The 11,953-nt window shown below is 69.3% G+C and carries 11 protein-coding genes; 1 reads left to right on the top strand and 10 read right to left on the bottom strand.

The window, feature by feature from the left end; all coding sequences use genetic code 11:
* Positions 1-42: 42 nt before the first annotated feature.
* The 5 genes from GQQ95_RS12130 to GQQ95_RS12110 form a co-directional block, all read right to left on the bottom strand.
* Positions 43-1,329, bottom strand: coding sequence for a citrate synthase (locus GQQ95_RS12130; protein ID WP_157427982.1), 1,287 nt, complete (start codon positions 1,327-1,329; stop codon positions 43-45).
* A 164-nt stretch (positions 1,330-1,493) separates the two neighbouring features.
* Positions 1,494-2,612, bottom strand: coding sequence for a succinyldiaminopimelate transaminase (gene dapC / locus GQQ95_RS12125; protein ID WP_157427936.1), 1,119 nt, complete (start codon positions 2,610-2,612; stop codon positions 1,494-1,496).
* 2 nt (positions 2,613-2,614) lie between these two features.
* Positions 2,615-2,935 carry a ferredoxin gene (gene fdxA / locus GQQ95_RS12120; protein WP_157427935.1) on the bottom strand — a complete coding sequence of 107 codons (321 nt, stop codon included), beginning with the start codon at positions 2,933-2,935 and terminating at the stop codon, positions 2,615-2,617.
* 35 nt (positions 2,936-2,970) lie between these two features.
* A complete protein-coding gene (locus tag GQQ95_RS12115) occupies positions 2,971-3,369 on the bottom strand; it encodes a histidinol dehydrogenase (protein WP_157427934.1) in 399 nt (132 codons plus the stop codon).
* Positions 3,366-3,857 (bottom strand): hypothetical protein, encoded by a 492-nt coding sequence (locus GQQ95_RS12110; protein ID WP_157427933.1) that lies wholly within the window; start codon positions 3,855-3,857, stop codon positions 3,366-3,368. Before GQQ95_RS12110 ends, GQQ95_RS12115 begins: the two co-directional genes overlap by 4 nt.
* Positions 3,858-4,022: 165 nt before the next feature.
* On the opposite strand from GQQ95_RS12110, the gene GQQ95_RS12105 reads away from it, so the two are divergent.
* The gene (locus GQQ95_RS12105; RefSeq protein WP_157427932.1) at positions 4,023-4,829 is read left to right on the top strand and encodes an enoyl-CoA hydratase/isomerase family protein; all 807 of its coding nucleotides are present in this window, start codon (positions 4,023-4,025) and stop codon (positions 4,827-4,829) included.
* 38 nt (positions 4,830-4,867) lie between these two features.
* On the opposite strand, the gene GQQ95_RS12100 is transcribed toward GQQ95_RS12105, so the two are convergent.
* From GQQ95_RS12100 to GQQ95_RS12080, 5 genes are all read right to left on the bottom strand, one after another.
* Positions 4,868-5,584 (bottom strand): M23 family metallopeptidase, encoded by a 717-nt coding sequence (locus tag GQQ95_RS12100; RefSeq protein WP_170297049.1) that lies wholly within the window; start codon positions 5,582-5,584, stop codon positions 4,868-4,870.
* 368 nt (positions 5,585-5,952) lie between these two features.
* Positions 5,953-7,857 (bottom strand): translational GTPase TypA, encoded by a 1,905-nt coding sequence (gene typA / locus GQQ95_RS12095; RefSeq protein ID WP_157427930.1) that lies wholly within the window; start codon positions 7,855-7,857, stop codon positions 5,953-5,955.
* Positions 7,858-8,108: 251 nt separating this feature from the next.
* Positions 8,109-9,875: a dipeptide ABC transporter ATP-binding protein gene (locus GQQ95_RS12090; protein WP_157427929.1), complete on the bottom strand. Its 1,767-nt coding sequence runs from the start codon at positions 9,873-9,875 to the stop codon at positions 8,109-8,111.
* On the bottom strand, positions 9,872-10,825 hold the full coding sequence (locus tag GQQ95_RS12085; RefSeq protein WP_157427928.1) for an ABC transporter permease: 954 nt from the start codon (positions 10,823-10,825) through the stop codon (positions 9,872-9,874). The genes GQQ95_RS12090 and GQQ95_RS12085 overlap by 4 nt, the downstream gene beginning before the upstream one ends.
* Entirely contained in the window at positions 10,815-11,744 is a 930-nt protein-coding gene (locus tag GQQ95_RS12080; protein ID WP_157427927.1) for an ABC transporter permease, read from the bottom strand. The genes GQQ95_RS12085 and GQQ95_RS12080 overlap by 11 nt, the downstream gene beginning before the upstream one ends.
* Between the last annotated feature and the right edge of the window lie 209 nt (positions 11,745-11,953).

Raw genomic sequence — 11,953 nt, 5'->3', positions numbered from 1 at the left:
TCGGGCTGTCGGATCAGCCGACGGCGGACCGTCGGCGCCGGATCAGAGACCCGGGTACTGCCGCTCGGGCTCGCCCACGTAGAGCTGCTGCGGGCGACCGATCTTCGTCTGCGGGTCGAGGTTCATCTCGCGCCAGTGCGCCATCCAGCCGGGCAGGCGGCCGATCGCGAAGAGCACGGTGAACATGCGCGTCGGGAAGCCCATGGCCTTGTAGATGACGCCCGTGTAGAAGTCGACGTTCGGGTAGAGGCGACGCTCCTTGAAGTACTCGTCCTGGAGCGCGAACTGCTCGAGCTCCTTCGCGATGTCCAGGAGCGGGTCGGCCACGCCGAGCCCGGCGAGCACCTCGTCGGCGGATTCCTTGACGAGCTTCGCACGCGGGTCGTAGTTCTTGTAGACCCGGTGGCCGAAGCCCATGAGCTTGACGCCGTCCTCCTTGCGCTTGACGCGCTCGACGAACTTGCCCACGCCCTCACCGGAGTCGCGGATCTGCGCGAGCATCTGCAGCACGGCCTCGTTGGCGCCGCCGTGCAGCGGGCCCGACAACGCCTGGATGCCCGCGGAGATCGACGAGTACAGGTTCGCGCCGGTCGAGCCGACCAGGCGCACGGTCGAGGTCGAGGCGTTCTGCTCGTGGTCCTCGTGGAGGATCAGCAGGCGGTCGAGCGCCTTCGACAGGGTCGGGTCGATCTGGTACGGCTCCGCCATGTTGCCGAAGTTCAGCCGCAGGAAGTTGTCGACGAAGCTCAGCGAGTTGTCGGGGTACAGGAACGCCTGGCCGATGCTCTTCTTGTGGGCATACGCCGCGATGACCGGCAGCTTCGCGAGGAGGCGCACCATGGTCAGCTCGACGTCATCGGGGTCGGAACCCTCGTAGTACGTCGACAGGGCCGACACCGCGCTCGAGAGCACGGACATGGGGTGAGCGGTGTGCGGCAGCGCGGAGAAGAAGCGCTTGAGGTCCTCGTGCAGCAGCGTGTGCCGACGGATCTTCTCGTCGAACTCGCCCAGCTGGTCAGCGGTGGGCAGCGACCCGTAGATGAGCAGCCAGGCGACCTCGAGGTACGTGGAATTCTCAGCCAGCTGCTCGATCGGATACCCGCGGTAGCGCAGGATGCCCTGGTTGCCGTCGATGTACGTGATCTCGGACTGCGTCGATGCAGTGTTCACGAATCCGTAGTCGAGTGCGGTGAGCCCGGTCTGCCTCGTCAGCGTCGACAGGTCGAGGCTGGCCGCGCCGTCGACGGCCGGGCGAATCGGGAACTCCGCGGTGCCACCCGGGAAGTTGAGGGTCGCCTGAAGGGGCTTCTGGCCTTCGGCATTGTTCACGACGTCGCTCACGGCGCCTCCTGTGATCGTCAAGTGCGGTCACCTGCTTTCCGCACCGCAGCTCCGTTCGGCCGCGGTCCGGGATACAGCCTAGACGCGGTGCGGGCACACTGTTGCATCCGCCAAGACATCCGTCCTTGTCTTGAGGGGTTGGACAATCGCGGTCAGTCGACGGATGCCGCGAGCCGGCCGGCAGCCGCCTCGATGCGCTCGTCGGTGGCCGTCAGCGAGAACCGCACGTGCTGGGGATGGTGCTCGCCGTAGAAGTGCCCGGGGCCCGCGAGGATGCCGAGCGCGGCGAGCCGTGCGATCGACTCCCATGCATCGCGGCCCTCGGTTGCCCAGAGGTAGAGGCCGGCCTCGCTGCGGTCGATCCGGAAGCCGGCCGCCTCGAGGGCCGGACGCAGCACGTCGCGCCTCGCGCGGTAGAGCTCCTTCTGGTGCGCCACGTGAGCATCATCGCCGAGGGCGACCGTCATGGCCGCCTGGAGCGGGGCGGGCACCATGAGTCCGGCGTGCTTGCGCACCGTCGTCAGCTGCTCGATGAGCAGGCCGCAGCCGGCGATGAACGCCGCACGGTAACCGGCCATGTTCGACTGCTTGCTGAGCGAGTAGACGGCGAGCGTGTCGCGGCGGTCCTCGCCGCTCACCCGCGGGTCGAGGATGCTCGGCACCGGCTCCGAATCCCAGGGGGCATCCCACCCGAGCTCGGCGTAGCACTCGTCGCTCACGACGACCGCACCGAGCTCGCGGGCCCGCGACCGCGCCGCCCGGAGGCCGTCGACGCCGAGCACCCGTCCGTCGGGGTTGCCCGGGCTGTTGAGCCAGACGAGCCTGGTCTCCGCGGGCCACTCGGCGGGATCGTCGGACGCGAATGCCTGGGCACCCGCGATGGCGGCACCGATCGCGTAGGTCGGGTACGCGGCGCGCGGATGCACGACGACATCGCCCTCGCCGACGCCGAGCATGAGCGGCAGGAGCGCGACCAGTTCCTTGGAGCCGATCGTCGGCAGCACGTTCCGTTCGCTGAGCCCAGTGCCGACGACGCCACGGCGCCGCTCGAACCACTCGACGATGGCGCGTCGCAGCTCGGGGGTCCCGACGGTCTGCGGGTAGGCGTGGGCGTCGGTCGCGGCCGAGAGCGCCTCGCGGATCAGCGGCGGCGTCTCATCGACGGGCGAGCCGATCGAGAGGTCGACGATGCCGCCCGGATGCCGCTTCGCTTGCGCCGCGTACGGCGCCATGCTCTCCCACGGATAGTCGGGCAGGGCCCCCAGGGCCATGCTCAGTTGCCCTGCGGGGGCAGCACGGCGATGACGGGGTGGTCCTTGGCGATGACGCCGACCTTGGCGGCGCCGCCGGGCGAGCCGAGGTCGTCGAAGAACTCGACGTTGGCCTTGTAGTAGTCGGCCCATTCGTCGGGGAGGTCGTCCTCGTAGTAGATGGCCTCGACGGGGCAGACGGGTTCGCAGGCGCCGCAGTCCACGCATTCGTCGGGGTGGATGTAGAGCGAGCGTTCACCCTCGTAGATGCAGTCGACCGGGCACTCGTCGATGCAGGCACGGTCTTTGACGTCGACACACGGAAGAGCGATGACGTAGGTCACGGTGGCTCGCGTCCTTTCGGAGGGGGGCTCCCAGTCTATGCCGCGACGGCCGTGCCGGTTCGCGCCGGCAGGTTCGGCCAGGCCACGACGAACACCGTGACGAGCGCCGGACCGATCGACCAGACGGTGCCGGTGAGGTCGCCCACCACGAGCACCGAGCCGCCCGGCCCGGCCAGCGTGAGGATGCCGACCATGATGATCACGCCGAGGCCGACGACCGAGGCCACGAGGCGGCCGCTGAAGATGCGGAAGGCCACGAGAAGTGCCGCCACGCCGACGAGCGCCGCGACGAGACCCCACGGCAGCGTGACGTCGCCGATCGTCCAGGCCTGGCGATGGCCGACGGTGCCGAGCGTCCCGTAGAGCGCGCCGATGAGGAAGGCGACGACCAGGGTACCGATGCGGCTGCCGAGGCTCGCCCCCGCGTCGTTCACTTCGGGGTGACCGTGTACGACACGGTGCCGTCCTGCAGCGCCAGGAGCACCCGGTACTGGTCGTTCGTGTACACCGAGGCATCGAGCCGGCCGCCGGTGAGCGAGTCGAGCTGCTCCTGCGACAGCGAGGTGTCCTGGACGAATCCGGCGCCCTCGAGCGCGGTGCGCGCCGCGGCGGCGGGATCCGCCTCGTCGGACTGCACGACCACCACCCACCCGTTGGTGTCGCCGGTGCCCATGCCGACGGTGATCTCGCCGTCGACGATGGGGATCTCGGGCGGGAAGCCCTCGGGCAACTCGCCGCCGAGGCTCACGTCGCTGCCCGTCGCGCTCTTGATGGCGTCCTCGACGCCGTTCTCGACGAGGTCTTCGACCGGGTTCGCGAAGCAGCCCGTCAGGAGGCCGGCGGCGAGGCCGGCCGTGGCCACGGCGAGCGTGGCCCGAACGACGGTGCGCGGCATCCGTGCGGTGATGGACGGAGATGGCATCGTGACTCCTCGCGGGCTGGACGGGATCGCCGGACGTGGGCGCACGCCCGATCCCCGCACGGAGTCTACCGTCGGCCGCAGCCGCCGACCATGGGACGCCCCCGGTCTCGGGCCCACCGGGCCCCATGGCGTAGCGTGGAAGCCCGACCGCCGAGAGGATCGATGATGACCGCACCCGAGTCCGAGACCGCGCCCGAAGTCCGGCTCGACGTCGACGGCGATGTGGCCGTCGTGACCATCGACCGGCCGCGCGCGCTGAACGCCCTCTCGGGCGACGTGCTCGAGGCCCTCGACGCCGCCTTCGTGCAGATCACGGATGCCGCGGCATCCGTTCGCGGCGTGCTGCTCGTCGGCGAGGGCGGGCGGGCGTTCGTCGCCGGCGCCGACATCTCCGCCATGCAGGGTCGCGGGCCCGAGGAGGGTGAACGCATGGCGCGGCTCGGACACCGCGTCGCCGAGCGCATCGAGGCATGCCCTGCGCCCGTGATCGCGTGCGTCGACGGCTTCGCACTGGGCGGTGGCCTCGAGCTCGCGCTCGCCTGCGACCTGATCTACGCGACGGATGCCTCGGCCTTCGGCCAGCCGGAGGTCCGGTTGGGGCTCATCCCCGGCTTCGGCGGCACGGTTCGGCTGCCCCGCGTGGTCGGACCGGCGCGCGCCAGGGAACTCATCTACACCGGGCGGCGCATCGACACGGAGGAGGCGGTGCGGGCCGGACTCGTGGCGCGGCGCTTCCCCGACCGGGATGCACTGCTCGCGGGCGCCCGCGAGACGATCGCCCTGATCGCCCAGAACTCCCCCGTGGCCGTCGCCGACGCCAAGCACGTGCTCGTCGCCGCGGCAGGCAGGCCGACCGGCGAGGCGGTCGAGCTGGAGATCGACGGGTTCATGCACTCGTTCGGCACGGACGACATGCGCGAGGGCGTCACCGCGTTCCTCGAGAAGCGCACGCCGGGCTTCAGCCGCGGCTGACCTCGGCGACCGAGGTCACGACGACGTCGGCCCCTCGGTCAGCCCGTGACGCGCATGGCGAGCCAGGCGTGACCGTCGAAGCGCACGCCGTCGGCGCCGAACATCTCGAGGTGCAGGTGCGGTCCCGTCGACTGGCCGGTCGAGCCGACGCGGCCGAGCTGCTGGCCGGCGGTCACCGACTGTCCGACCCCCACGGTCATCGAACCGCTCTGCATGTGCGCGTAGGAGGACGTGACGAGCTCGCCGCCGATGTTGTGCTGCACCTCGACGTTCACGCCGAGCCCGCCGCCGCTCTCGGTGGCGAGCACGACGACGCCGTCGGCGATCGACACGATCGGGCTGCCGGCGCCGGGGTTGAAGTCGGTGCCGTCGTGGTTCGTGGAGCACCCCGCGCAGGGGGCGTTGCGCGGGCCGAAGCCGTCGCTCGTGCGCTCGGGGCTGAGCACGGGCCAGACGATGCGCTCGGCGCGGAGCAGGGTCACGGACCCCACGCTCGCCACCTGCGAGGTGATGGGCGGCGGCGCGGCCTCGACGGCGTAGCCCGCAGCGGGCATCGGTGCGATGAGCGCTCCGCCCGCGACCTCCATGACCTGCGGCTGGAGCTGCACGGTGTCCTCGTAGGAGGTCTGGATGGGCGCGTACACCGAGAGCGCCGTGTCGGTCGCACTCACGGCGACGGCCGGCGTGCTCGTGGTGAGCGCCATGCCGAAGGCGGTCGCGAGGGCGAAGAGCGCGAGCCCGGCACGCGCCGGCACGCGGTGGCCGAATGCGGGTACCGCGGCGACGGCCGACGAGGCGCGGGCCGAGAATGAGGCGATCAGGGGAACGGAGGGGCGTCGGGCGGATGACGCGCGAACTCGCGCGGCCGCACGTCGGCCGTGAGGGGGAAGAGTCATGTGGTGGTGCTGGGTTTCCGGTAGGGGGCGTCCAGGCGAACTTCCCAACCGTAAGTTACCAATCTGAACAAACCCTCAGCTTCTCCTGCGCGACTCGTGGGAGCGCTCACGCGAGCCCCTGCCGGGCACGCGAACGGCGGGGCCCGGGCGCGCGAAACGCCCTGCCCGGCATGCGAAAGGGCGGATGCCGCGGCGCTGAGCCCGCGGCATCCGCCCTGTTCGGTGGACTAGCCCTGCTTCTTCAGGCGCGAGGTCGTGCGCGCACGTGCCGTCGCGTCGAGCTCGACCTTGCGGATGCGCACCGCGGCGGGGGTGACCTCGACGCACTCGTCTTCACGCGCGAACTCGAGGCACTCCTCGAGCGAGAGCTGGCGGGACGGCGTCATCGACTCGAACGTGTCGGAGGTCGACTGGCGCATGTTCGTCAGCTTCTTCTCCTTGGTGATGTTCACGTCCATGTCGTCGTTGCGCGAGTTCTCGCCGATGACCATGCCCTCGTAGACCTCTTCGGTCGGGTTCACGAAGAAGGTCATCCGCTCCTGGAGCGCGATGATCGCGAACGGCGTCACGACGCCCGAGCGGTCGGCGACGATCGAGCCGTTGTTGCGGGTCACGATCTGGCCGGCCCACGCGTCGTAGCCGTGCGAGATGGCGTTCGCGATGCCGGTGCCGCGCGTCGTGGTCATGAACTCGGTGCGGAAGCCGATGAGGCCGCGGCTCGGGACGATGAACTCCATGCGGACCCAGCCAGTGCCGTGGTTGGACATGTTGTCCATGCGGCCCTTGCGCGAGGCGAGCAGCTGCGTGATCGCGCCGAGGTACTCCTCGGGCGCGTCGATCGTGAGGTGCTCGTAGGGCTCGTGGGTCTTGCCGTCGACCTGCTTCGTGACCACCTGCGGCTTGCCGACGGTCAGCTCGTAGCCCTCGCGGCGCATCTGCTCGACGAGGATGGCGAGGGCGAGCTCACCACGGCCCTGGACCTCCCACGAGTCGGGGCGTCCGATGTCGACGACCTTGAGCGAGACGTTGCCGACCAGTTCGCGGTCGAGGCGGTCCTTCACCATGCGAGCGGTGAGCTTGTGGCCCTTGACCTTGCCGACGAGCGGCGAGGTGTTCGTGCCGATCGTCATCGAGATGGCCGGCTCGTCGACGGCGATGATCGGCAGCGGGCGCACGTCCTCGGCATCGGCGAGGGTGTCGCCGATCATGATGTCCTCGAAGCCCGCCACGACGGCGATGTCGCCGGGGCCGGCGCTCTCGGCCGGGTAGCGGTCGAGCGCCTTCGTCAGGAAGAGCTCGGTGACGCGCACGTTCTGGACCGTGCCGTCGTGCTTGACCCAGGCGACCGTCTGGCCCTTCTTGATGGTGCCGTGGAAGACGCGGAGCAGCGCGAGGCGGCCGAGGAACGGCGACGCGTCGAGGTTGGTCACGTGCGCCTGCAGGGGGTGCTCGTCGTCGTAGGTCGGCGCGGGAATGTGCTGCAGGATCGCCTCGAACAGCGGCTCGAGGTCGTCGTTGTCGGGCAGTTCGCCGTTCTCGGGCTTCGTGTGGCTGGCCGCGCCGTTGCGTCCGGAGGCGTAGACGACGGGGACGTCGAGGATCGCGTCGAGGTCGAGGTCGGGCACGTCGTCGGCGAGGTCGGAGGCCAGGCCGAGGAGGAGGTCCTGGCTCTCGGCGACGACCTCGTCGATGCGCGCGTCGGGCCGATCGGTCTTGTTCACCAGGAGGATGACGGGCATGCGGGCCTCGAGCGCCTTGCGGAGCACGAAGCGCGTCTGCGGCAGCGGACCCTCGCTCGCGTCGACGAGGAGCACGACGCCGTCGACCATCGAGAGGCCGCGCTCGACCTCACCGCCGAAGTCGGCGTGGCCGGGCGTGTCGATGACGTTGATGGTGATGGGGTTGCCGCCCGCGTGCAGGCCGTTGTACGTGATCGCCGTGTTCTTGGCGAGGATCGTGATGCCCTTCTCGCGCTCGAGCTCGTTCGAGTCCATGGCCCGCTCCTCGACGTGCGCGTGCGCGTCGAAGGAGTTGGTCTGGTTCAGCATCGCGTCCACCAGGGTGGTCTTGCCGTGGTCGACGTGAGCGACGATCGCGACGTTGCGCAGGTCGTTGCGGGTGGCCTTCGCCATGTGTTCGGTCCTCTGGGCTGGTGGGCTCCGTGCGACGGGCCCGCGGCCGCGAGGGGCGGCACGACGGGAACGCGGAAGCGCTTTGGTGAAAGGTCTTTGGGAGTGCGTGGCCGAGATCGACGGCACGCGCCCGACAAGCCTACCGTGCGGATGCCCCGTTCACCTGTGAACCCCGGCGGAACGACGAACGCCCGGCATCCGAGGAGGATGCCGGGCGTCCGGTTCGCGGGTGCGCCTGCGCCGAGCGGAGCCTAGGCGCCGAGCTCGATGTTCGCGCCGGGGATGGCGGCGAGCAGGTCCTGCGTGTACTGCTGCTGCGGGTTGTCGAACACGTCGTCGGTCGCGGCGGCCTCGACGATCCGGCCCCGCTGCATGACGGAGACGTGATCGGCGATCACGCGGACGACCGCGAGGTCGTGCGTGATGAACAGGTACGTCAGGCCCAGCTCGCCCTGCAGGTCGGCGAGCAGGCGCAGGATCTGGGCCTGAACGAGCACGTCGAGCGCCGAGACGGCCTCGTCGAGCACGACGATCTCGGGCTTCAGCGCCAGTGCGCGCGCGATGGCGATGCGCTGGCGCTGGCCGCCCGACAGCTCGTTCGGGTAGCGACTGACCAGCGTGCGCGGCAGCGAGACCTGGTCGAGCAGCTCGAACACGCGCTCACGGCGCGAGGTGCGGTCGCCGACCCCGTGCGTGGAGAGCGGCTCCGAGATCGTGTTGCCGATGTTGCGCAACGGGTTCAGCGAGCCGTACGGGTCCTGGAAGACCGGCTGCATGCGGCTGCGCAGGTTGAACAACTGCTTGCCCGACATGCTGGCGAGGTCCTCGCCGCCGACGACGATCTTGCCGGAGGTGGCCTCTTCGAGCTTCAGCAGCATCTTGGCCACCGTCGACTTGCCCGAACCCGATTCACCCACGAGCGCCATGGTGGTGCCCTTGGGGATCTGGAACGACACGTTGTCGACCGCCGTGAACTCACCCGAACCGCGGATCTTGAACACCTTGGTGAGGTTCTCGACCGTGATCGCGGGCGGGGCGGACTCGGCGGCCGCGAGCGCCTCGGCGCGTGCCTCCGCGGTCGCGATGAGGTCGATCTCCTCGCCTGCGGCGGACTCGGCGCCCTCCTGCATGGCGGCCTCGGCCGCATGCACGCTGCCAGTCGCCTGGATGCGGCGCGAGGCGAGGCTCGGCGCCGCGGCGACGAGGCGCTGCGTGTACGGGTGCTGCGGGTTCTGCAGGATCTCGACGGACGGGCCGGACTCGACCACGCGACCCTTGTACATGACCACGAGCTGCTCGGCACGCTCGGCGGCGAGGCCGAGGTCGTGGGTGATGAACAGCAGGGTCGTGCCGAGCTCACGGGTGAGCGACTCGAGGTGGTCGAGGATGACGCGCTGCACCGTGACGTCGAGCGCCGAGGTCGGCTCGTCGGCGATCAGCAACTGCGGGTCGGCCGCGAGTCCCATGCCGATGAGCACGCGCTGGCGCATGCCGCCGGAGAACTGGTGCGGGAACTGCTTGAGGCGACGATCGGCGTCCTGCAGGCCGGCCTGCTTCAGCACCTCGATCGCCCGGGCCTTCACTTCCTTGCGACCGGAGGCGATGCCGTTGGCCTTGATGGCCTCCTCGACCTGGAAGCCGATGGACCACACCGGGTTGAGGTTGGACATCGGGTCCTGGGGGACGAAGCCGATCTTGCGACCGCGGATCGCCTCCATCTCCTTCTTCGTGGCCTTGGTGAGGTCCTGGCCGTCGAGGAGGATCTGGCCGCCGGAGATGTGGCCGGTGCCGGGGAGCAGGTTGATGATCGCGTGCGCGGTCGTGGACTTGCCCGAGCCGGACTCGCCCACGATCGCGAGGCTCTGCCCGCGGTAGAGGGTGATGTTGACGCCGTCGACGGCCTTGACCAGGCCGTCCTGGGTGGTGAAGCCGACCTGGAGGTCCTTGATCTGGAGGATCGGACGCTCACCGGCGGGGTTCTGTGCGGTCACGTCGGTTCCGTTCGTGGTCTCGCTCATCGACGGGCCCTCGCCTTCGGGTCGAGTGCGTCGCGGACGACCTCGCCGAGCATGATGAAGCTCAGCACGGTGATCGAGAGCGCGATCGACGGCAGGATGAGGGTCTGCGGCGCGGTGCGCAGGTCGAACTGCGCGGCCGAGATGTCATTGCCCCACGACATGGTCGTCGAGGGCAGGCCGACACCGAGGAAGGACAGCGTCGCCTCCGCGACGATGGCCGACGCGAGCGAGATCGTGGTGATGACGATCACGGGGGCGAGGGAGTTCGGCAGGACGTGACGCAGCAGGATCCGGAATCGGGAGACGCCGAGCGCCGTGGCCGCCATGACGAAGTCCGCGTTCTTCACCCTCAGGATCTCGGCTCTCAGCACACGGGCCGTGGCCGGCCACGCGAAGATGCCGATGGCGAGCGAGATCACCCACACGTTCGCGTACTGCGAGAGCACCGACATGATGACGACGGCCGCGAGGATGTAGGGGATCGAGAAGAAGATGTCGCCGAGGCGCGAGAGCACCGAGTCGACCCATCCGCCGTAGAAGCCCGCGAACGCACCGAACGCGATGCCGAGCACCGCGATGATGAACGTCACGATGAGGCCGACCGCGAGCGAGGTCGAGGTGCCGTGGATGATGCGCGAGTAGATGTCGCAGCCCTGCTTGGTGAAGCCGAGCGGGTGCCCATCGGTCGGTGCGCCGTTGCTGTTGGCCAGCTGGCAGTTGTTGTTCGGCGGCACCTGCGTGAACAGGCCGGGGAACAGTGCGACGACCACGACGATGAGGATCAGGACCGCGGAGATCCAGAACATCGGGCGGCCCTTGAGGTCGCGCCACGCGTCGGTCCAGAGGTTGGTGGGCTTGCCCTCCGCCTTGACCTTGTCGATCGCGACGAGCGGGGTCTCCTCGAGCGGTGCGACGAAGTGCTGCTGATCGGGTCTGGTGTTACTTGGCATAGCGGATCCTCGGGTCGAGAACGGCGTACATCAGATCCACCAGCAGGTTCACCACGAGGTAGATCAGGACCATGACGGTCACGAAGGAGACGACCGTGGGGCCCTCACCGCGGATGATCGCCTGGTACAGGGTTCGTCCCACGCCGGGGACGTTGAAGATGCCCTCGGTGACGGTCGCGCCGACCATGAGCACGCCGAAGTCGACGGCGAGGTAGGTGACGACGGGGATCAGCGAGTTGCGCAGGATGTGCACGGGGATGATGCGGCGACGCGCCAGGCCCTTGCTCGCGGCGGTGCGAACGAAGTCCTGCGTGTCCGTGTCGATGACTGACGCCCTCGTCAGTCGGCTGATCTGCGCGAAGCTGATCGTGGCGAGCACGAGCGCCGGGAGTATCAAGTCCTGTATCGGTGCGCCGGTGCCGACGGTCGTTCGGAACCAGCCCAGCTGGATGCCGAAGATGAACTGCGCGACGAACGCGATCACGAAGACCGGCAGCGAGATGAGGATGAGGCTGACCACGAGTGCGCTGGCGTCGAAGATGCCGCCCTTGCGCAGGCCGGAGACGAGGCCCACCGTGATGCCCGCGACCATCTCGAAGATGACGGCGAGCAGTGCCAGCCTGAGCGTCACCGGGAACGTGTCGGCGAGGATGCTCGCGACGGGCTGCCCGGAGAACGACGTGCCCAGGTCTCCGCGGAAGATGCCGAAGAGGAAGATGAAGTACTGGACGATGAACGGCTGGTCGAGGTTGTACTCCTCGCGGATGCGTTCGAGCACCTGCGGGGGCGGGGTCTTCTCGCCGAAGAGGGCGACGATCGGGTCGCCCGGCATGGCGAAGACCATGAAGTAGATCAAGAAGGTGGTTCCGAGCAGTACAGGGATCGCCTGCAGCAGTCGGCGCGCGATGTATCCGGCCATGGATCAGGCCTCGCGCTTCGGTGTTGTGGACATGTGGAAGAAACCTCACCCTTGTGCGAGTTCGTCCCCCCGATGGTACGCCGATGGGATGCACGGACGCGGGGGGTTACGTGGGAGTGGGGGGGGGGGCGGGGGGGGGGGGCCCCCCCGCCGCCCCCCCCCCCCACCCCCCCCCCCCCCAGAGCGCGGAGTAAAAGCTAGGGGTGGTC

The organism is Agromyces salentinus (genome assembly GCF_009749395.1).
In the GTDB taxonomy this organism is placed as follows: Bacteria; Actinomycetota; Actinomycetes; order Actinomycetales; family Microbacteriaceae; genus Agromyces; species Agromyces salentinus.
The sequence above is the reverse complement of the archived record's forward strand: the minus strand, read 5'-3'. Positions and strand labels throughout refer to the sequence as shown.